The 21,753-nt window shown below is 41.6% G+C and carries 14 protein-coding genes; 3 read left to right on the top strand and 11 right to left on the bottom strand.

Annotated elements, in window-relative coordinates; genetic code table 11:
- Positions 1–52: 52 nt before the first annotated feature.
- Entirely contained in the window at positions 53–913 is an 861-nt protein-coding gene (locus tag CDG76_RS12460) for a calcium-binding protein (protein WP_094349307.1), read from the top strand.
- Here the strand turns inward: CDG76_RS12460 and CDG76_RS12455 are convergent.
- Complete coding sequence (locus CDG76_RS12455) at positions 910–2,022, bottom strand: IS630 family transposase (RefSeq protein ID WP_094347467.1); 1,113 nt, start codon at positions 2,020–2,022, stop codon at positions 910–912. The genes CDG76_RS12460 and CDG76_RS12455 overlap by 4 nt on opposite strands.
- 52 nt (positions 2,023–2,074) lie before the next feature.
- Between CDG76_RS12455 and CDG76_RS37270 the strand changes: the two genes are divergently transcribed.
- Together CDG76_RS37270 and CDG76_RS12450 are read left to right on the top strand one after the other, a co-directional pair.
- On the top strand, positions 2,075–2,215 hold the full coding sequence (locus CDG76_RS37270) for a hypothetical protein (RefSeq protein ID WP_190240827.1): 141 nt from the start codon (positions 2,075–2,077) through the stop codon (positions 2,213–2,215).
- A 280-nt stretch (positions 2,216–2,495) separates the two neighbouring features.
- A complete protein-coding gene (locus tag CDG76_RS12450) occupies positions 2,496–5,159 on the top strand; it encodes a CHAT domain-containing protein (protein ID WP_094349306.1) in 2,664 nt (887 codons plus the stop codon).
- 383 nt (positions 5,160–5,542) lie between these two features.
- On the opposite strand, the gene urtD is transcribed toward CDG76_RS12450, so the two are convergent.
- The 10 genes from urtD to CDG76_RS12400 form a co-directional block, all read right to left on the bottom strand.
- Positions 5,543–6,289: an urea ABC transporter ATP-binding protein UrtD gene (gene urtD, locus CDG76_RS12445; protein ID WP_094349305.1), complete on the bottom strand. Its 747-nt coding sequence runs from the start codon at positions 6,287–6,289 to the stop codon at positions 5,543–5,545.
- A complete protein-coding gene (gene urtC / locus CDG76_RS12440; protein WP_094349304.1) occupies positions 6,264–7,382 on the bottom strand; it encodes an urea ABC transporter permease subunit UrtC in 1,119 nt (372 codons plus the stop codon). The genes urtD and urtC overlap by 26 nt, the downstream gene beginning before the upstream one ends.
- Positions 7,383–7,418: 36 nt before the next feature.
- Positions 7,419–8,579, bottom strand: coding sequence for an urea ABC transporter permease subunit UrtB (gene urtB / locus CDG76_RS12435; protein WP_094349303.1), 1,161 nt, complete (start codon positions 8,577–8,579; stop codon positions 7,419–7,421).
- Positions 8,580–8,760: 181 nt separating this feature from the next.
- Positions 8,761–10,077: an urea ABC transporter substrate-binding protein gene (urtA, locus tag CDG76_RS12430; protein ID WP_094349302.1), complete on the bottom strand. Its 1,317-nt coding sequence runs from the start codon at positions 10,075–10,077 to the stop codon at positions 8,761–8,763.
- 142 nt (positions 10,078–10,219) lie between these two features.
- Positions 10,220–11,794: a group II intron reverse transcriptase/maturase gene (locus CDG76_RS12425; RefSeq protein ID WP_094349301.1), complete on the bottom strand. Its 1,575-nt coding sequence runs from the start codon at positions 11,792–11,794 to the stop codon at positions 10,220–10,222.
- A 973-nt stretch (positions 11,795–12,767) separates the two neighbouring features.
- On the bottom strand, positions 12,768–13,190 hold the full coding sequence (locus CDG76_RS12420; protein WP_094349300.1) for an ester cyclase: 423 nt from the start codon (positions 13,188–13,190) through the stop codon (positions 12,768–12,770).
- Between the two features lie 346 nt (positions 13,191–13,536).
- The gene (locus CDG76_RS12415) at positions 13,537–14,676 is read right to left on the bottom strand and encodes an NAD(P)/FAD-dependent oxidoreductase (protein ID WP_094349299.1); all 1,140 of its coding nucleotides are present in this window, start codon (positions 14,674–14,676) and stop codon (positions 13,537–13,539) included.
- A 256-nt stretch (positions 14,677–14,932) separates the two neighbouring features.
- Positions 14,933–15,823, bottom strand: a complete 891-nt coding sequence (locus CDG76_RS12410; RefSeq protein WP_094349298.1) for an isopenicillin N synthase family dioxygenase — start codon at positions 15,821–15,823, stop codon at positions 14,933–14,935.
- A gap of 141 nt (positions 15,824–15,964) precedes the next feature.
- Positions 15,965–18,001: a bifunctional metallophosphatase/5'-nucleotidase gene (locus CDG76_RS12405; protein ID WP_094349297.1), complete on the bottom strand. Its 2,037-nt coding sequence runs from the start codon at positions 17,999–18,001 to the stop codon at positions 15,965–15,967.
- Between the two features lie 697 nt (positions 18,002–18,698).
- Positions 18,699–21,686 (bottom strand): UPF0182 family protein, encoded by a 2,988-nt coding sequence (locus CDG76_RS12400; protein ID WP_094349296.1) that lies wholly within the window; start codon positions 21,684–21,686, stop codon positions 18,699–18,701.
- Between the last annotated feature and the right edge of the window lie 67 nt (positions 21,687–21,753).

Raw genomic sequence — 21,753 nt, 5'->3', positions numbered from 1 at the left:
GAAACCAAAAAACTAAAACTTTTTACTTTTACTACTCAGAGGAATAATTAAAATGCCAATCTACAGTGGAACTAACGGAAATGACAATATTATCGGTAGTATTTTTACTGATAGTATCTTTGGGTTTGGAGGAAACGATACCCTTAATCCTGGGTCTGGACTTAATGATTATATAGATGGCGGCACGGGGGTTGATTTACTCGTAGCCGACTACTCTAATGTCAGCAGTCCCTACAGCTTTTCCTTCAATAATATCGAAAAAATTTCCTTCAATGGCGGTAACGGAGTTGATAATTTTACCTTCAACAATACCACTGATACCCTATACGGTAATGGTGGCAACGATATCTTGGATGCTGGGGCTTTCGATGACTATCTTGACGGAGGTAGTGGGAGTGACTCTCTCTACGGAGGCGATGGTAACGATACCCTTAATCCTGGATCTGGAGTTAATGATTATATAGATGGCGGGACGGGGATTGATTTACTCGTAGTCGACTACTCTAATGTCAGCGATCCGTACAGCTTTTCCTTCAATAACATCGAAAAAGTTTCCTTCAATGGCGGTAACGGAGTTGATAATTTTACCTTCAACAATACTACTGACACCCTATACGGTAATGGTGGCAATGATGTCTTGGATGCCGGGGCTTTTGATGACTATCTTAATGGCGGCAGTGGTAATGACTCTCTCTACGGAGGTGACGGCAATGATATTTTAAATGGTCGTACAGACAACGATTACCTTGTGGGAGGAAGTGGAGCCGATAAATTTGTCTTCGACTCTCTGTCTGATGGAATTGATTACATTGCAGACTTTAAGTACTTTGAAGGAGATAAAATTCAGATTTCTAAATTTGGATTTGGTGCCAGTTCTACCAGTCAGTTTAGTTATAAGCTATTCCACATTTAAGTTGCAATAGTAATATTACCCTTATTCTTAATTTTTCTTCCCCATTTAATAATTAATTCTCCTTGATTTAACAGCTTATCAAGTAAATTTTTTAGTTCATCGACTGATTTAAATAACCTGTGGGCTACATATTCTTTAGCTGAATGCCATACCAATTCTACTAAATTCATATCTGGGCTATATGCCGGCAGAAAATATAGTTGAATGTTTGGCAACTCTTTCTCAATTGCCTCTATAATTACTTTCTTTTTATGGTAACTAGCGTTATCCAGAATAATTAAAATTACTGGGCCATTCTCGGAAAAATTAGATTCTAGATTTCCTGCTAAAACCCATTCTTTTTTCACAAATTCATTTAATTTTTTTAACTGCGCATAAAAAATTTCACCATTCCCTTTCTCAATGAAATAACACATTCTCTTGCTGTCGTGATATCTTACTCCTCCCATTATATTTACACGCCCGCGACTCCTCTGACCTGTTACTTTTTTACTCGAACCTTTTTTGCTCCAATTTTTACGTCTAATTACCCTGAGACTAAAACCACTCTCATCCCAAAACCAGACTTGTAACCTTTCAGGGCAAGACTTTGAAGCTTCTAGATATCCAAGCAGTTTTTCTTTAAAGACCTCTCTTTTTATCGGATCTTGCTTATCCTCTAGACTGTATTTTGCCCAAAGGTAAGCATACTTTTTTTGCTTTAATATTCTCCTGACTTGTTCTCCGCTTAACTTAATATCAGTTCTTTTGTCTAAATATGTAGCTAATCTTGCTGTTGTCCATCGTCCAAATTCATAGCCTAATTCACTTGGTTCTTTGTCAATAACTTCCATTAATAATTCAATATATTCATTTGTTGCTTTCTGGTAATTTCCTTTTCTCCTGCCATCTTTTAGACTTTCTAAATTGTCTGGATCACCATGAACACACCAATATGCTACACTTCTACATGAACAGCCTAAAAATTCACTTATCTCCTGATAAGTTTTTCCATCATTCATCAGAAGTAACATCAATATTCTCTGTATAAATTGAGAGCGATCGCTATCTTTTAAAGCTTTTTGTAAATTGTCTTTTTGAGATTGAGCTAGAAACCCTTTAGCAGGCATGATAACGCTATAGACACGGATATATCTATTTTACCATTTATGCAATTTAAATGTGGAACAGCTTAACAACAGCACAGGTGCTTTGTCTTTTGATAAATCTCCGTTTGATGCGATCGCATCGGTTCAATTTGCCTCTCTCCAAACCAACTTAGGGAGCGGATTTCTTCCTAGTGTTGACATCGTTTTGGTTTAATGACGACAAAACGCTTTACAGAAATTATCTACATGACAAAACAAAGCATCTAAACTAAACATAGGACAGGTTACTGGATTTGTTGTTATTTTCAGCTTACTACCTGTCCTTTTTCTTATCCCGAACTCAGGTTAATTAGATTGTGGAGGCTCAAGGATGGATTGTTGATGGTAAGGGTGATATTATGCTTGTGGCTCAATCTGTGCAAAGTTCTTTTATTCCCTCTGCCATGTCTTGTGGTCAATAATTCGTTACTCCAAGATTCAAAGGAGGAATTCTGATGAAACCCAAGATTCATAAAAACAATCAGTGGCAACGGATATGTGACGGATTTAATATATGGTTGATTCATCCCTTTAAAATCCATAAGTTGCCTGTTTTCATACTCTTGGTTGTGGTGACAGCTTTTTTGTGCGTTATTGCTTTTCCTGTTGCTGCAACTATAGAGACACAAAATATCGTAACTCTTGGAGTGTCAATTAAAAATCCTCCCGCACAAACACAAGACTTGCTGCAACAGGGGAAAGTGTTGTATGAGGCAGGAAAATTTGCAGAAGCGGTTAGAGTTTTGCAACAAGCAGTTAAAAGTTTTGGCAGCCAAGGCAATGAATTGCAGCAAGCTGTGGCATTAAGTAATTTGGCGTTGGCATATCAAAAGCTGGGTAATTTGCAACCAGCGCAACAGGCAATTACGGATAGCTTAAAGTTGCTCGAAAAATCCTCTCCTGCCCAAAATCTTCAGGTTTTGGCTCCCATTCTAGATATTCAAGGTAGTATTCAACTAGACTTGGGACAAGCTGAACAGGCACTTAACACCTGGCAACGTGCGGAAGTTAGCTATAAGCAATTAGGCGATCGCAATGGCATTATCCGCGATCGCATCAATCAAGCTCAAGCATGGCAAGTTTTGGGATTTTACCGTCGGGGTTTGACAATTTTGACTCAATTGCAGCAGGAGTTACAATCAAAACCTAATTCAGTTAGTAAAGCAGTAGAATTACGGTCTTTTGGGAATGCTCTGCAATTAGCCGGAGATTTGAATCAATCCCGTCAGGTATTACAGCAAAGTTTGTCAATTGCCCAAAAATTGGATTCTCCCCAGGATATCAGCGCGGCTTTATTCAGTTTAGGCAACACGGCACAAGTACAGCAAGATTTTAAGGGTGCAATACAGTTTTATCAGCAAGCTGCTGCGATCGCTCCTAACCCGATTAGTAAAGTTCAGGCTCAAGTTAATCAGTTGAATTTACTAGTGAACGCGGGACAAACAGCCGCCGTGCAGACATTATTGCCGCAAATCCAAACTCAACTGACACAACTACCTGCTTCTGTGACAACTATTTATGCGCAGATTAATCTAGCTCAAAGCTTGATGAAATTCGGAACTACACCCGAAGCGATCGCTCAAATCTGCGCGAGGGCCTTGCAACAAGCTGAAGATTTGGCAGATAAACGAGCCGAGAGCTTTGCCCTTGGGACTCTAGGCAGTGTATACGAACAAACTAAACAATGGTCAATAGCCCAGAACCTCACCCAACAGGCACTGAACATAGCCCAAACAATCAACGCTCCAGATATCGCTTATCGTTGGCATTGGCAGTTAGGACGCTTGTTAAAACAGCAAAAAGAGATTGAAGGCGCTATTGCCAGCTATGATACTGCGATCGGTGAGTTGCAGACTCTCCGTAGTGACTTAGTAGTTGTGAATCGAGATGTCCAGTTTTCCTTTAAAGAAAGTGTAGAGCCTGTATATCGAGAGTCCGTAGAATTATTGTTGCAGTTTCAGCAAACTCATCCGAGCGAACCAATCCTAGACAAAGCTAGACAGAGGATTGAAGCACTGCAACTGGCCGAATTAGACGACTTTTTCCGGGAAGCTTGCATTAATGCCAAAACTGTTTTGCTTGACACAGTGGTAGATAAAGATAATCCCACAGCCGCAATCATTTATCCAATTATTCTGCCCGATCAACTGCAAGTGATTGTCAAAATTCCTAAACAACCACTGCGTAATTATACAGTAAATAAGTCACAGAATGACGTAGAAGGTACTATAAAACAACTCAGAGAGTATCTATTAGAACCCGATCGGACTGAGGAAGTGCAAGCGTTATCACAAGAAGTCTATGGGTGGTTAATCAAGGAAATTGAGTCAGATTTAAAAGATAGTGGAGTCAAAACCCTTGTATTTGTACTGGATGGAATATTGCGAAATGTGCCAATGGCCATATTGTATGACGGTCAGCAATATCTGGTAGAAAAATACGCTGTGGCACTCAGCTTAGGACTCCAGTTACTCGCACTCAAACCCTTGGCACAAACAAAACTCAATGTACTAGCTGCCGGGTTAGTGCAACCACCACAAGGCTTTAAACAGCAGTTTCCACCGCTACCAGAAATTAAATCAGAATTCGACTCTATTTCCCAAGCGATCGCCTCTACCACCCAGTTACTAGATCGAGACTTCAACAGCAAAAACCTAGAGAGTAAGGTAAATACTGTACCATTTAATGTGTTACATCTGGCAACTCACGGTCAATTTAGCTCCAGTGTTGAGAATACTTTTATACTTGCAGATGATGGGCCGATTAATGTTACGCAATTTGATAGCCTACTGCGCCGTCGAGATCAAACTCGCTCAGAAGCTTTGGAAATGCTGGTGTTAAGTGCTTGCCAAACCGCTACTGGTGATAATCGCGCCACGCTAGGGCTAGCGGGAGCATCCGTGAAAGCCGGTGCCCGTAGTACCTTGGCTTCACTATGGCATATCAGTGATAAATCTACTGCTATCTTAATTGGTGAATTTTATCGTGAGTTAGTTAAAAATGAGGTGACAAAGGCTGAAGCCTTGCGTCGTGCCCAAGTAAAGTTGTTAAAAGATTATCCCAATTACAGTCGTCCTGGTTACTGGGCACCTTATGTTTTAGTTGGTAACTGGCTTTGACAAATTCTATCCACTTATTGAAAAGCTTGCCCTATCTGAATTTTAGAGCTAACGAAACCCAACATTATCAAGGCTTTGTTGGGTTTCGCTGTTCTCAACCCAACCTACTATTCTTCTTAACTAGAAGTATCTTAAAAGAGCAAATTTATGTCTCGTCAATGAGGATAAGATATTTACAGGTGCGACTTGCATGGAATCAGTGGTAGTTGCTGACTGGGCGCTAACAGTAGAGCAGGTGTTTAACAGCGCAAATCGAGCAGAATTATTAGGGAAATAGAAAATGCGATCGCGCAGCTTAACGTACCCCTACCGGGAAGCAAGCTACGCGGAGCGTCTCGTAGAGAAGTGCAGCCTCTCGTAGAGAAGAGAAGTTATCGCATTTTTCATTCTTCCTGTTTTCCCAGATATACTTCAATTACACGAGAATCATTTTGCACTTCTTCAAAATTACCTTCGCACAACACCGAACCTTCATGTAACACCGTTACTTTCTTGGCAATTTGACGCACAAATTCCATATCATGTTCAATTACTAAAATTGAATGACTCTGCGCTAGTGCTAAAAGCAATTCGCCGATGTTGTGTGTTTCTTCATCTGTTAAACCAGCAACCGGTTCATCAACAAGTAATAAATCTGGTGACTGTGCTACTAACATCCCAATTTCTAAACGTTGCTTTTCTCCGTGAGAAAGTAAAGCTGCTCTGATATCGGCTTTTGGCGTTAAACCAATAGTTTCTAATAATCCTTTAATATTATTTTTTTCAATAGCATTAGAATGTTCAAACAAAGTAGAAAAGACATTTTTCTTCTTGTTACTGGTAATTTCTAAATTTTCACGGGGCGTTAAGTTCAGGTAAATTCGAGGTGTTTGAAACTTGCGCCCAATTCCTAATCGGGCAATTTTATATTCGGGTAAAGAACGTAGATTTCTTCCTTTGAATAAAACTCGCCCCACGGTTGGCTGAACTTTCCCCGTAATCACATCCAAAAACGTTGTCTTTCCCGCACCATTAGGGCCAATTACTACTCGTAATTCACCCACATCCATACTAAAATTAAGCTGGTTTAAAGCCTTAAAACCGTCAAAACTAACAGTTACATTTTCAGTTTCCAATATTTTCGCGTTCATGTTGCACTTCCGGGTCTTCTTCCAAGGTGGGATATGTCGCAATTTCTTGACGACGGTTGAAAAGAGAAATATTCTGACTACGCAACCATCCCACGATACCGTCAGGAAGGACTGTGACAACTATCAAAAATAGTGCGCCTTGGAAAAATAGCCAGATTTCGGCAAATTGTTCGCTTAAAAAAGTGCGAGCATAATTGACTAACAAAGTTCCGACAATCGCGCCAATTAAAGTAGCGCGTCCGCCTACTGCTACCCAAATCACCATTTCAATCGAAAAGGCAATATCCATTGCTCTAGGTGATACAGAACCACTCTGAATGGTGTAAAATGCTCCTGCTATACCTGCGATCGCACCTGAAACTGCAAACACCAACACCTTAAAATCTGTAGGGTCATAGCCAGAAAATCTTACCCGACTTTCATCATCACGAATCGCTATCAACAACCTCCCAAAGCGTCCAGTTGTCAACCAGCGACAAATCCCGTAGGTGATTGCGAGAAACACTACCGTCAGCGTGTAGAAAACAAACTGCGTTTTGGCATCGCTGACCGTTGCCCCAAACAAGGTTGTAAAATCTATCAGTCCGTTCGTACCGTTGAAAAATTGTTGCTGACCATTAAAGAAGTTAAAAAATACAATAGTTCCGGCTTGAGTCAAGATGGAAAAATAAACTCCCTTGAGACGATTTCGGAAAACCAAATATCCCAACAAACCCGCCAATAACCCCGGAATTAATACCACCAAAGCTATTGTCAAAGGAAACGAATAAAAAGGTTGCCAAAAGGCGGGAAGTTCAGTAACCCCATAAAGTCCCATGAAATCAGGCAATTCTCCATTAGGGACTTGCAGCTTCAGGTACATTGCGATCGCATATCCACCCAAACCAAAGAAAATACCATGTCCCAAACTTAGTAAACCAGTATACCCCCAAATCAAATCGATACCCAAAGCTGCGATCGCCAGTGACAAAAATCGTCCCAACAAATTTAGGCGAAACTCCGACAGCACAAGTGGCATGATAATTATAAGGAAAAGTGCGATCGCGATCGCCACCCCCGCCTCAATTAATAACCCTCCTCCCTTCTTCCTCATTCTTTCTTCGCGTCCTTTGCGTCTTCGCGGTTCGTTTTAAACATCAACAGTACGTCCCTTCTGCGGAAAAATCCCCCCAGGCTTCCACTGCAAAAACACAATAATCAGCGCAAATACCATCACCTTCGCCATACTTGTCGTTGCAAAAAAAGTAAACAAATCAGCCAAAGGTTTAACAGGAGTCAACAACAAAGCCAGAGTTCCAGAACCAATTAAAAAATTAGCCGTACCAATACCCAACGCCGCCACAATTGTCCCGGCTAAATTGCCCACACCTCCAACGACAACAACCATAAAAGTATCAATAATATAGTTTTGTCCCGTATTTGGCCCTACAGAACCAAGCAAACTAATCGCACATCCCGCCACACCAGCTAAACCCGAACCTAGTGCAAAAGTAATCGCATCCACCTTTTGAGTTGGGATACCCAAACAAGCACTCATACTGCGGTTTTGCGTCACCGCCCGAATTCTTAAACCCCAGCTAGAACGTTGTAAAAATAAGTAAATTCCTGCCACACAGATTATTGTTAAAGCAATAATAAATAACCTGGCAAAGGGCAATTGTACACCACCTAAAGATATCCCTGCTTGTAACCAAGTCGGTGCTGTTACATCTACATTTTGAGCGCCAAACCAAGGTTGAGTTACTGCTAACTGATAAGTTTGACTCAATAAATTGCCTGTTGTAATTGTCACCCCCAGCGATAATAAAAATATCACCGCCACAATCCAGTTACGAACCCTTCCCAAATCTGTGCGAGAATTTAAAATCCATAAACCTCCAAAAAACAGCAGAGAAAATAAACCTAGACCAATTATCAATACCCAATTCACGCTGCGGACAAACTGCTGAAAAATTAAACTTACTCCCCAAGTTGCCAATAGAGTTTCTAATGGGCGTCCATAGAGATAACGAATCACGCCTTTTTCTAGAATTAATCCCACACCAGCCGTGAATATAAAAGCAATAATCAAAGCCAAAAATATATAGACTTCAAACCACACCCCACCCAATTGTTTGCAGACATTTTGGACAACATAAGTTGTATAAGCACCGAACATCATCAATTCACCATGCGCCATATTGATGACGCCCATCAATCCAAATATAATTGCTAGTCCCAACGCCGCGATTAATAATACCGCGCCAATACTAATACCATTAAATACAGCTTCTAAGAATCCTGCTAACACTTATTTCTCCACAACAGCTATCAGCGAGTAGTTAGTATCTCTTCTGCCTCGTTCCCAGTCTCAGACTGGGAATGCCTATTAAGGAGGCTTCGCCTCCTAACTCGCGGCAGCAGCCCAATGAGCAGCATTTCCAGGTAGAACCTGGAAACGAGAATATTACGAATTACGAATTACGAATTACTTAGATTTTCTTGAACTTACCACCCTTAGCAGGGTCACTCCAATCACAAGCAAATCCTTTAGTTTCTTTCACAAATTGATTCCAAGGAACTGGTTCAACTGCTGTTGGAGTAGCATAGACAATATCAAATAAACCATCTTGTCTAACTTGACCAATCCGCACAATTTTGGATATGTGATGATTAGCACCCATTGTCACTTTACCTTCAGGTGCATCTAGAGTTTGACCATAAGCCGCAGCGCTTACCTTAGCTATATCTGTAGTACCAGCTTTTTGGACTGCTTGTTTCCACAAATAAACTGCAATGTATGCTGCTTCCATTGGGTCATTTGTCACCCGATTTTCACCGTATTCTTTTTTGAAAGCTGCTACAAACTTCTTATTAGCAGGTGTGTCTACTGTTTGGAAATAGTTCCAAGCTGCATAATGACCTTTGAGATACTCTACACCAATTGCTTTCACTTCTTCTTCAGCAATACTTACAGACATGGAGGGATATTTATCTGGTGTCAATCCAGCCCCTTTCAATTGTTTGAAGAAAGCAACATTGCTATCACCATTTAAGGTGTTGTAAATCACGCCACCATTGGGTAAATTTTGCTTAATTTTAGTGATAATTGGTGTAACTTCTGTGTTACCAAGAGGTAAATAATCCTCACCAACTGTTTTTCCGCCTAAAGCTTCTAGTTGAGCTTTAATGATGGTATTAGCAGTCCGGGGAAAAACGTAGTCAGAGCCAACTAAGAAGAATTCTTTGCCCTTATTTTTTAACAGCCAATCAACAGATGGTTCGATTTGTTGATTTGGTGCAGCGCCAGTGTAGAAAATATTTTTAGAACACTCTTGACCTTCGTATTGCACAGGATACCAGAGCATGTGGTTTTTGCTCTCGAATACTGGCTTAACGTTCTTGCGGCTAGCAGAAGTCCAACAACCAAAGACTACAGCTACTTTATCTTGATCGATTAGCTTGGTTGCTTTTTCTCTAAAAGTATCCCAGTTAGAAGCGCCATCTTCGGTAATTGCTTCAATTTGTTTACCTAAAACACCACCAGCAGCGTTAATTTCTTTGATTGCTAACTTTTCAGCATCAACAACGCTTTTTTCACTGATAGACATCGTACCACTCAGAGAGTGCAAAATACCTACTTTGATAGTGTCACCAGCAGTAGCCGCCGCTGGGGAAGCAGTGGGAGGTGCGGCTGGAGTCTGTGTTGCAGTTGGAGAATTATTCGCGCAAGCTTTCAAAAAAAAGCTGCTTCCAAAAGTTAAAGAACCGTAAATTATAAACTTGCGTCGGTTAAATTGTCTTCTCATCTTTTTATGAATTTTCCTCTTGATGAATCAGCCAACTTATAGAAAGCTGACAATATGGTTGAGTCGATGGGAAGTATTATCTTCCGCACCTCTCAGTTAGATCCGTGCATACGCATTTCTGTGTACACGGCTCCCGATGTTCTTAGCTTGCGCTTTTGCTCATGTGCTTGTAATCATGGCAACTCTCGTGAATTGCTTCAAGGTTGTTTTTCTTCCAGTTGGCGTGATTTCCGTCGATGTGGTGCAGATGAATCTGTTCTTCATCAATGAACTTTAAGCCGCAGGATGCACATTTATGGTTTTGCTTCTTAAGAGCAAAAGAAGTTTTGCCATCGTAGAGCTTAATTTTGCGTTCGCTCCAGTAGGCTGTATCTCCGTCGTAAGGTGATTTAGTTCCTTTGACAGAAATGTGTTTGTTTTCGGAGTGGGAAACAGCTGGGAATGCTTTGTCTAGTAGTTTCTTGCTAGAGTAGCGGTTTTGCTTGGTTTCCCTGTTAAATACCTTGTAAGCTCTTGTTTCGATGTGGTACAGGGAGTTTCTAGAACCGTCCATCCTACAGAACTTATGGTAATTTCTCCAACCTCTAACTACCGGGGCTAATTTCTCAGCCTTTGTGGTAGCACCATAATTCGAGTTGTTGACGATGTGTTTTACTTTCTTGCGAAAAGCTTTGAAGTTGTCTATTGAAGGAGTACTTCTAAACTTTCCGTTTTTCTGGACTTTGAAGTGCCAGCCGAGGAAATCAAACCCATCTGTCGCGGCGGTAACTTTGGTTTTCTTTTGGCTTACATTCATTCCGCGTTTGCGGAGGAACTCGCTGATTCTTTCAAGTATTTCTGTCGCGTTATCTTTGGGTTGAAGTATAATGACCATATCATCCGCGTATCGGACTGATGGTTCGATGATACTACTGGCTGGGGTTTTATTGGTGATTCTATACCCTTGATCCCTGTGGTATCTGTGTATACTTTCAATGCCGTTGAGCGCAATATTAGCTAGTAACGGACTGACCACTCCTCCTTGGGGTGTTCCTTGTTCAGGGAATTCTGGATTTACACCTGCCTTGAGGCATCGGAAGATACCGAGTTTTAAGCCTTTTGGAGCAATGAGTTCATCCATAATTGCTGAGTGGTTAATCCTATCGAAGCATTTTTCGATGTCGAGTTCTATAACTCGTTTCTCTATTCCATTGCAAGCAGAGCGGAGGTTATTAAAGATGTACTTTTGTGCATCGTGGGCAGAGCGCCCAGTTCTAAACCCGTAACTCCTAGCGTGGAAAGTGGCTTCGTGTGCTGGTTCAAGTGCATATTTTGCGAGGCATTGCCAAGTTCTATCCGCGATGGTAGGTATCTTAAGCATTCTGGTAGTCCCATCCTTCTTAGGGATGGGGATTTCCCGTAATCCTTGATGCTTCCAATTTCCACTATTCATTTTTAGTAATTCTTCAAGGTTGAAGCGTTCTTCAAATGAGAGGGATTTCTTGCCATCAATACCAGCCGTCTTTTTACCAGCATTTAGCTGAGATACAAGTCTAATTGCAAGAAATCGAGCCGAGGTGGATTTCATAATAAGCTTTTGGAGTAACCGAGCTTTCCGCTTGTCTCCAACTTGAACAGCTTTGAATACGCGCTTTTGAAGGCGGAAAAGGTTTCGGCGGAATTTCTTCCACGGTAAAGCTCTCCAAGATTCACTAGTTTTGTAACTGTGTCTAATCATTTTCTCTTCTAGAGTTTGTATTTTCTGAACACCTCAGACCAATTACGGTCTGTCCTACCCGAATTGTGGGGGTTAATCCGCTCGTCTGGTCTACTTGGGGTTCGACCGCCCCTAGACCCACAACTCGTTTTTATTCGTTCCCTCGGAAAGATTGATTGTTCCGTTAGGTGTAGCCAATTCAACCATTGGATTCCCTGGACTCTTTACCGCTATTAGATTGGAATGCGGCGGGAATTAGCTCCAATCTAGTCAAGGTTTTTAATGTTGCGCCCTGCTTCTTTATAGGTTGCTTTTCTAGGCTCTGTTTCACCGTAGGAACTTCCTATTAGCGCCAGTGTCAACCCGCAACGGTCGTCTGATTACGCCCTGTTCCCAGCTTCACCCTCCAGAAAACCGAGTCTGGTCAGTGTGGGCAGGTAAGGAGTCAAATCTGAGTCTGATTGGTAGGACTTTCACCTACATCTGACCGAGAGTTCAATCTGTTTCCCATTGTTGGGTTGAGACTGGATTGCTTATTTACGGACTGTGTACCGTGATTCAGCAATCAACGAATCGCACCAATCTTTAAAGTGTGATATTAGTGCGATAGTTTACTAGTAAAAAGTGACGCCTTATACAAAAAAGTTTGTTTTTGTAATAAAAAACAAACTTTTTAAGATTAAGCTTTGTGAACTTTATAAAGATTCTCATATCTATGCAATACGTTATGGAAAAGTAAAAACTTTCTCTTCCACGAACGTCTTTGATTCTAGACAGTTAAAAACTGCTAAGTATCTAGGCATAAATAAATTTAAAGTTTGTAGTCAGGACTTTAGTCCTGATAATTCTTGCTCTGAGCGATAAATCGCTCACTACAAACTAGGAGTTTATTTTATATTTAATTATGTCTACCTACTTATCTCTTTTCAAAAGCCTGGTATGTGCTGAACAGATAGCTGGTTAAGACAACAATAGTTTTAATCAACTACTGCTATTATTCAGATACTCCTGGTTCAATCCGTGCCCCAAGCTGAAGAACCCGTCCAAGGTCGTCAGCGTTTCGCCAGGTTTCAATTATCTTGCCGTCGGCAATATAATGAATGAAGGTAGCAGTGAAAGTCTGTTGACGGCCGTGACTTGGTATGCCAAGAAAACTCTCCTGAATGCAGGTATTAGTCGCACGCACAACAACTTTATCACCTTCAGCGATTACATCTTCAATTGTCCATTTCTGCTGGATAGCCCCAAATGAACCAAAGAGTTTGCGTACTCCTTCAGGGCCAAGGGGAAGTCTTGGTAAACCACCGTGCATTTTCCAAGTCGGGGCGGTTATCTCGCAAATTTCTTCGATCTTATGCTCGCTAATAAGTTCAATCCACCGTTGAGCAATTATTTTGTTGTCCTCAATGGAAGACATTGCTGCTATTCCTTTACTGAAAATTAGGCGAACTCTAATTATTTATTTTAGACAGACAAGATGCACTATTGTCAATTAATCAAGCATGAGATTTAACTAAAATCAATGCAGTTATATCATGTCCGCTTGATTGTTTATTAAACCCGAAGAACCCCACCCCGCCAAAGCTGTGCTTTGTCTCCCCTCCCCGCAGGCGGGGAGGGGATTAAGGGGTGGGGTGCAATCACTATGAGAATCATAACTGATTACGCGAACATGATATTATATCCACTTTTTATAACTCCAAAGTTTGACTGTACCTCATGTATCAGCATCAATAATATTTATGTCTTTAACTGCGAGGCTTTTAGATTAGCATTTGTGTAATAATTTCATCTTCCTGGCCAGTTGCAAAATTAGCAAAGCGCTTTGCCAAAGGTGGTATCAGTACTAGGGGATTGCTAAACCCAGAGAAAACATGAACGCTTTCCAATCCTGGAATAGCACCAATTAAGGGAAGTTGATTGCTACTAAATGCCACTAAGCAGTGATACCAAGTCCCTGGTAAATTTTCCAATGCTGGTAAAATTTGACCAACACTTTTTCGCAACCATTGTTCGCTTACATCTGAGTTTACCTTGGCTTGAGGATCTGCGATCGCACGGCTAATTTGACCGATGCGGATACTACCATCTTGAAACTGAATTGCACCCACATCTAAAATCGGTGGTACTAACTCATTACCAAGTTCATCCCATAATTCATCAACTTGAGTAGATTCAGCTTCTAGGTGAAACCGTTGCTGATTCGCTGGCATAACTAAGGTGCGTAACCTGACATCAACGGCTGGGGTTTCAATAATTTCTGCGTGGGTAAAATACAGCTTAATGGAAACACCAGCAGATTTGAGAAGCTGGCGGCTGAGTCCACCCGCGCAAACGACAACGTTAGCGCTGTGGAAAGTTGCACTGGTGGTTTGGACACCATCTTGCAATATCTGCAATACTTGGGTAATCTGCATTTCACCCCCAGCCCGTTCAAAAGCTTGGATGTAAGCTTGTGCTGTTTTTTCTGGATGAATATGACCGTGTTTGACAGTTAAAGCACCAGATATCGCCTCTCGATTTAGCTGCGGTTCCAACTCACAAGCTTCTTGGACACTGAGTAAACGGGGTGGAATGGCACAATCATTATATGATGCCGCAGTTGCTTCTGGGTCGTTATGGGCTGAAATAGTCAGTAATAAATCTAATTCCCGAAATTGGATATCAGCGTCTAACTCTTGAGATAGGATATGGTAACGTGCAATCGCTTCTTCGCACAATAGCCGAGTTAGTGGTGTATTACCCGACCAATAGGCAAGCCCACCATAACTATAGCGAGTTGCATTCTCTGGTCTGCTGTATTGCTCCAACAAAAGTACAGAAAAGCCAGTTTTAGCCAGTTCATAAGCGAGTGCAGCACCCGTAATTCCGCCACCAACCACAATCCAATCGTAGGTTTTCATATTAAATATCTTTCTTAATTACGAATTACCGAAGAAAGGCAGAGGGCAGGAGGCAGGAGGAAGAAAATATATTTTTTGCCCACAGAAGAGCGGGTTTAGAGCAAGTAAATTTATTTATGAAAAATAAAAAAAGATGTATGTAGTGACGCGCAGCGCATATTTACAACGTCCTTATTAAATCCCATAAATAAATTTAGGGGGATTCCAACTGAGCCTCCTGCCTCCTGCCTCCTGCCTTCTGCCTCCTGCCTCCTGCCTAAGAATTACCATAAGTTGCTTGTAAACGGCTTAAAAGATATTCTCCCGCAAGGATAGGGGGATAGATAGGCGATTGTTCTTTCTGGCAACTCTCCAAACAAGCAATTTCTGTATCATCATTAGGATGACAGAAAAAAGCGATAGAATACCGCGACTGGTTCACCCTTTTATCAGTGGGAATCATCACTCGATGCTTAGTTGAGCAAAATCGATGATTTGTCCACCGTTGCATTAAATCGCCAGTATTGACTATTACAGTATCAGGAATTGCAGGCGCGACAATCCACTCTCCAGATACTGTCTGTACTTCTAACCCGCCAATGTCATCTTGGAAAAGTAAGGTAATACTGCCATAATCGGAATGCTCACCGGCACGCACCTGTCCGGGTTTCGGTGGTGTCTGCAATGGCGGATAGTGTAATAGTCGCAAGGTATGATTTTGTTGATTATGTCTTATAGTAAAAAAATCTTCTGGCAATTCCAACGCCAACGCATAAGCTTGTAATATCGTGTTAGCAAGTTCTGTACAATTATCATAAAAGGTGACAAGAGAAGCATCTATCCCTACCGCTTGTTTGTTTACATTAAACGCCTCTTTTAAGTCGCCTGGTTGATTGGGGTCAAGATGTTCTCTCTCAATCCCAACGTAACCCATATTACTAAATTCATTACTCCAAGCTTGCTTTTGCTTAACTTTTAAAGGTAAATTGAAAAAAGATTTGCTGTGAGTGAATACTTCCTCAATCAGCTCTTTTGATATTCCCGAATTTTGCAAGTACATGAAGCCAATTTCATGACAAGCTTCATAGATTTGTTTGATGACAGCTTGCCGAGTTATTGCGTTGCCCTTAGTAAAATTAGTGAAATCAATTACTGGAATTCTGACCATTGATATTATGTCCGCCAAATTACCCATAATAAAAAAACCCCACCCCCAACCCCTCCCCGCAGGCGGGGAGGGGAGCTAAAGCGCAGCTTTGGCGGGGTGGGGTTCCGGGTATTATGTTTAATTCCCCGGACATGATATGATTCAAAATACCACATCTTTACGCAGCTTCAGATTTTGAATGCGAGTATCTTTGGTAGGTGGTACATCCTCCTGAACAAATGGAATCTGCTTAAAGTTAGCAGCCAGGTATTCTGCTAACGCATCTTGTTCAGAACCATCAGCAGCAAAGGTAGCTAAACCTGTACGTTTAGCATCTTTTGATGTCAAATCAACCCGCTCTCTTTTAGGAAAAGGATAACCATCACCACCACTTGCCAGAAAGTTTAAGGTGACAGCGCGGAAGATGCGATTAGAGTCACCCACTAACTCTGCATTTTTCACTACTACATCAATAATTTTGCCTTTTCCATCTTTGATAGCTAGGGATTTAACACGTTTACCTGCTGGCAAATCTGGGTCAAAGCTAAAGGCTAATCCTGCTACTTGGGGAAAACTACCAGGGGTAGCACCCGGCGCTATGGCTGTTACACTGTGTTCAATTACTGCTATTAGTTCTTTAGCATTCATAGTTACTAAAGTCAAGCTATTGTTAAACCGTAAAGCATTGGCGATATCAAGTTGGGAAATTTCTTTTTCTTTCTTACCTGCTACAGGATTTGCTTGGGGTGGTAGTTTGATAACATCCTGTGAGCGAGTCGAACCTGGGGGAAAAGTATAGATACCAATATTGTCACGAATACCACCACCATTTTTGATGGAAATGACAGTTTTAGGATCGTATCGTTTAGCGATCGCTAAATTAGCTTCGGCTGTCAAATTCCCTAAATTGGTTTCTTGGGTGCGGACATCACCCCGCCAGCCGTTGAGGAAAACGTTGGTTTTCCCAAAAATCTGACCATCTTGGGCAATAATCACTTTTTTGAGTGCTTCTGTAATGGCAACAATTTTGGCATCGGGTTTTCCACCTACAGCTGCGACACCTTGGGAATCAGTCGCATAAGCACCACTAATTTTAGGGTCAATACTTTTAGGAATAATTACTCCCTTGGCATCAAAGTTAACTACTAAACGACCAACATAACGATAGTTTCCATCGGTATTAACTACAGCTATCGGATTTCCATCTGCGGCTTTTTTGATGATTGGATAAGTTCCAGCAGATTTATCACCCACTCGCAGACGGTCTGTTTTGTCGGCTAGTAAGGTATTGGAACCGCCAGCAACAATAATATCTACTCCCTTAAGTAATTGTGCTAGCTTTTGCTCAATCGCAATTTGCTGCATGTGTGCTAACAGAATTACTTTATTAATCTCTGGGTTTTTTGTCAGCAGTGTATCAACAGAAGCTTGAATTTCAGCAGCTAAGGCGGCGATATCTGCGGCATCACGGTTATTAAATTCTTTAGGCAACACAGTCACACCACCGGGAGAAGAAATAGTTCGCAGTGTGGGAGTTGTCGCCCCAACTACAGCAATTTTTTCACCATTGACGGTAATGATGGTGCTACGGGCAATTTTATTCGGAATTTTACTTGCCTCTTGTCCATCAGCAGTAACTAATTTTGCCAGGTCTTTATCAGTGGTGAAGTCTAGATTCGTGCTGAGATAGGGAAATTTTGTACCTGGGTAATCTTCTTTAGCACGGAGTAAGTCGGCGACAACACCCGTACCTAAATCAAATTCGTGATTACCAAAGGCGATCGCACCAAACCCAAGAGCATTTAAAATTAAAATATCTCCTCGTCCCTGACCACCAAAAACTGTGTCACTGGCAAATAAGAAGGGACTGGGAATATAAGCATCTCCAGATGAAAGGATTAAGGTATTAGGATAATCAGGTTTACCATCACCATTAGCATCCTGATTTTTCAGTGCATTCAACACCGCCGAAAAGTTCGGTGCATCCTTCAGCGCTGGGACACCTGCTTCTTGGTCGGAAGCATGTAAAAGTTGTAGTGTGAACCCTGACTTCTGTGCTGTTTTGACTTGCACTACACCACCAGTAGTTCCTAAAAATAAAAAGATGCTAGATATAATCAGCCAACTTAACTGGCTAGTCCTGAAATCTCGGCGATTAAACTTACTGAAAAATCGATTTTTCTGAGATGAAAAAGACATAATAAATTTTCTAGCTCATCAGTGGTGAATAAATTTTTAGTGTGTTATCAATATCCCATAAGAAATATTTCATCAGTTAATTTTAATATTCATCTTCATATCTGATTGGAAATTGCCTATATATAGGAAAAGCAAAAAAATTGTAGGTTGGGTGGAGGCTTTGCGTAACCCAACATCCTGATTAATATAGGACTCCTATTTGATTTTTGAACAAGACTCAGTACGGATATATCCATTCTTTACTGTTCTCTGTACCCTGTCTACGCAACTAAATTCAGGAATCAAACCGGATTCCTATATATGTTGGGTTGCGCTCCGCTCCACCCAACCTACATCTAATGCACTATTTTGCGTAGACAGTCAACTACGTGCATTTCAAAAATCAAATACTAATCTTATATCTGATTGAAAATTGCCCATGTATAGGAAAAGATTATAGATAAAAAGTAGGAAAAGTAGGAAAAGTAGGATGTTTTCTATTACCCCTTGATTATCAGGCTATTACACGGTAATTTGAATCTTATATGCAGCTTGGGAAAAGGAGTTTGGGGGTATGTAAAAAAGTCACTGCAATTTTGAAAGGAAAATTTTCAGATGAAAAAACTGAAATAAAATAGGGAACATAGAGTTAAAAAAATGCGCTTTTTTTAACTCATTTTATGTTGATACTTATCTAACTTTTTAGTTTTAAAATCGCTTAACCTGGTGGGACTGCTTCTTCAAAGGGACGGATAATCGCCGGCGCTGGTGTAACTTCTGGTTTAAAGATTCCCTGCAATGCTTGTTCTAAGGTTTGCGCCATGACAATCCGGTTTTCGTAAGCAACTACTACCCGTACCAAAGTTGGCAGACTATTCTGTGTGGCTTCTAGATAGATTGGCTCGACATACAGCAGCGATTGCTCAATGGGAATTACTAGTAGATTGCCTTGAATTGCTCTCGAACCCTGGCGATTCCATAAGGAAATTTGCTGAGAAATTACTGGGTCTTGGTTAATCCGCGCCTCGATTTGCTCTGTTCCGTAAATCAGGCGTTCTTTAGGAAAGACATATAGCACCAGCTTACCGTAGTTTTTGCCATCCGATCGCGCCGCTAACCAAGCGATTAAATTAGTCCGCTGTCTCGGAGTATAGGGTAAAAACAGCAGAAATTCTTCAAAGTCTACGGTGGGTAAACTAGTAATCAAATAATACGGCTCTACCGGACGGGGTTCAGTGCCATAGATTTCATTAGGAATCTGCCACTGGTCTTCCCGGTTGTAAAATACTTGGGCGTCGGTCATGTGGTAGGTCATCAACCGCTCAGATTGAATTTTGAAGAAGTCCACTGGATACCGGATATGACTGCGGAGAGTCACTGGCATAGTATTAAGCGGTTTGAAGGTGTTGGGAAATATTTTTGACCAAGTGGCAATGATGGGATCGTTGGGATCGGCAATATAAAAATTAACGCTGCCGTTGTAAGCATCAATCACTACCTTGATCGAGTTACGAATGTAGTTGATACCATCGCTACCAGTGTCTGAGTAGGGATAGCGATCGCTCGTTGTGTAAGCATCAACAATCCAGTAAAGATAACTGGGATTACTGGGGAAATCTTGATTAGCGGTAGTAGCAACCAAATAGGGGTCGCTGTCAAATTTTAGGAAGGGCGCGATCGCTTGAATTCTTTCCTTGACATTTCGCCGCAATAGCACCCTTGTCTCTGGCAAAAAGTCTCGTGTCAGCACCATCTGCCAATCTTTCAAATACGTGGCAAATAGCCAGCGTCGCCATGCTGAACCGATTTCAACACCACCCAGACCATCGTAAGAGTTGTAAACATTGTCACTACCGCTAGGATAGTCTAACTCTCTAACTCTTGTGCCAGTCATTACATAGGCATTGGCGATTTCACCGTAATAAATTCGTGGTTGCCCAATCGGAATACTTTCACGAATGGCTTTACTGGAAGTTGTGAGAGCGCTACTATCACCGCTAATATCTTTGACAAAATATTCTGGTAGACCACCCGCCCCAACTGTATTAACTGGGCTAACAGTAAACCCAAAACCGTGGGTATAAATTAAATGGCGGTTAACCCATGTTTGGGCTTCCTGTGGTACGCCAGTGTAGTCTAATTCCCGTGCGGCAATCAGTACCTGCCGCCGTTCTGTTGATTCAACTGCTTCCTGCTTAGGTTCTGGTAGCTTTTGAGAGGGTCGGCGTGAAGTTGCATCTGTTTTCAGAGTATATCGATCGATATCGGCATCGGGAAACCGATAATACGGTCGAATTTGTTGCAGCTGACGGTTAGTTTCTAACAGTGGTCGCTGATCCCAAAGGCGAATATTCCGAATTGTCGAGTCGTTCTTTTGAATATCAGCTTCAGTCAATGTTCCTTGCGGGTTGAAGGTTCTAACATCGATCGCCTCTAAATCGAATGCTTGGCGAGTTAAGGCAATAGTCCGCTGAATGTAGGGTTGCTCTCGTTGCAACTCATTAGGTTGAACAATTAAATATTGCACCACAGTAGGTAAAACAACATCAGCAGCTACAACTAATACTAAATAAACCCCTAACCCGTAAAAGACAAAGCGACGATACCGAGATTTGGGTTTCCAGAAAAACGTTCGCCAAAGGAGGTAAAAGGCGATCGCTACTGCCACAATGCACAAAACGGTGTAAGCTGGCAACTGGGCTGTCACATCGGTATAGCTAGCACCATAACTGACTCCCCGGCTAGAATACACGAGTTCATAGCGACTCAGCCCATAACTCAGAGCCACTACCAGCATCAACAAGCCACCCATACCGAATAAATGACGCTGCTGCTGGGGCGAAAAACCGGGGAAAATTCCCTGACTCAAACTATCCGCCGATAAGAGATAAGTGAGAGTAACGGCGACGAAGCCATACAAACATAATCCCATCAGCCAGAGTTCTAGCAGTTCCCAAAAGGGTAAGGAAAATACGTAAAAGCTGATATCTCGACCAAATAAAGGCTCAGTGCTGTTGAAAAGAGTAGGGTGCAAATATTGCAGCACCTTGGGCCAGTGTCGGAATATGATGAAGGCAAAAATGGGACTAGAGAGAATTGCGATCGCAGTCAGTAAAAATTGCGGATAGATTAAGATGGCGATCGCTACTCCCCCAATTAAACCGAGATACCAGATTTGAGAGACAATCTGCCTCAAAAGCTGCCAGATTGTCTCCGGTCGAAATAGAGCGGGAATGGGTAGAATAGCCTGATTAACTGGAGAATGCCAGTAGAAAAGAGCAATTTGACCATAGTGAGCCAGCATTAACCCAATTAACAGGCTCAATATCAGAGTTAAGGGTAATAACCAGCGCAATTTTAATGCTTGAAAGCGTTGTGGCGCAAGTATCTGGGTTTCGTCGCGTCTTGGATAATTAGGACTGAGAAAATTTGTTAATTCACTGTTGAGTTCTGCTTGCTCAATCTTTAGAGACTGGGAATATTTTAGCCGTTGTCCTAAAGCCAGGTTTAACAGTAGATAGGCAGCAGTTATTCCAGCCACGACTACCCACAAAATACCACGAGTCACCAGCCTCAACAAAAATACTTGGAGATAGCCGACTTCCCGAAACCAAAAAATTTCTGCTCCCAGACGGGAACCCAGATCCAACAGTAGCCACAGCCCCAAAAATCCGATTAATAGCCTAAAGCCCCATTTCCAATACATTGATATGTAATTTAACTTTTACAGCAGAAGTCCCACATCTCACTAGACGGAGTGTGGGATGAATGCG

Origin of the sequence: Nostoc sp. 'Peltigera membranacea cyanobiont' 210A, from assembly GCF_002246015.1 — a bacterium.
Taxonomy (GTDB): Bacteria; Cyanobacteriota; Cyanobacteriia; order Cyanobacteriales; family Nostocaceae; genus Nostoc.
This window is presented reverse-complemented; position numbering and strand designations above follow the sequence as displayed.

Excerpts from the sequence above, each read along its gene's own strand:
- CDG76_RS12400 (WP_094349296.1), bottom strand. The coding sequence starts at position 21,686 with ATGTATTGGAAATGGGGCTTTAGGCTATTAATCGGATTTTTGGGGCTG.
- urtA (WP_094349302.1), bottom strand. The coding sequence starts at position 10,077 with ATGAGAAGACAATTTAACCGACGCAAGTTTATAATTTACGGTTCTTTA.
- CDG76_RS12455 (WP_094347467.1), bottom strand. The coding sequence starts at position 2,022 with ATGCCTGCTAAAGGGTTTCTAGCTCAATCTCAAAAAGACAATTTACAA.
- urtD (WP_094349305.1), bottom strand. The coding sequence starts at position 6,289 with ATGAACGCGAAAATATTGGAAACTGAAAATGTAACTGTTAGTTTTGAC.
- CDG76_RS12415 (WP_094349299.1), bottom strand. The coding sequence starts at position 14,676 with ATGAAAACCTACGATTGGATTGTGGTTGGTGGCGGAATTACGGGTGCT.
- CDG76_RS12405 (WP_094349297.1), bottom strand. The coding sequence starts at position 18,001 with ATGTCTTTTTCATCTCAGAAAAATCGATTTTTCAGTAAGTTTAATCGC.
- CDG76_RS12425 (WP_094349301.1), bottom strand. The coding sequence starts at position 11,794 with ATGATTAGACACAGTTACAAAACTAGTGAATCTTGGAGAGCTTTACCG.
- CDG76_RS12460 (WP_094349307.1), top strand. The coding sequence starts at position 53 with ATGCCAATCTACAGTGGAACTAACGGAAATGACAATATTATCGGTAGT.
- CDG76_RS12410 (WP_094349298.1), bottom strand. The coding sequence starts at position 15,823 with ATGGTCAGAATTCCAGTAATTGATTTCACTAATTTTACTAAGGGCAAC.
- urtC (WP_094349304.1), bottom strand. The coding sequence starts at position 7,382 with ATGAGGAAGAAGGGAGGAGGGTTATTAATTGAGGCGGGGGTGGCGATC.
- CDG76_RS12420 (WP_094349300.1), bottom strand. The coding sequence starts at position 13,190 with ATGTCTTCCATTGAGGACAACAAAATAATTGCTCAACGGTGGATTGAA.
- CDG76_RS12450 (WP_094349306.1), top strand. The coding sequence starts at position 2,496 with ATGAAACCCAAGATTCATAAAAACAATCAGTGGCAACGGATATGTGAC.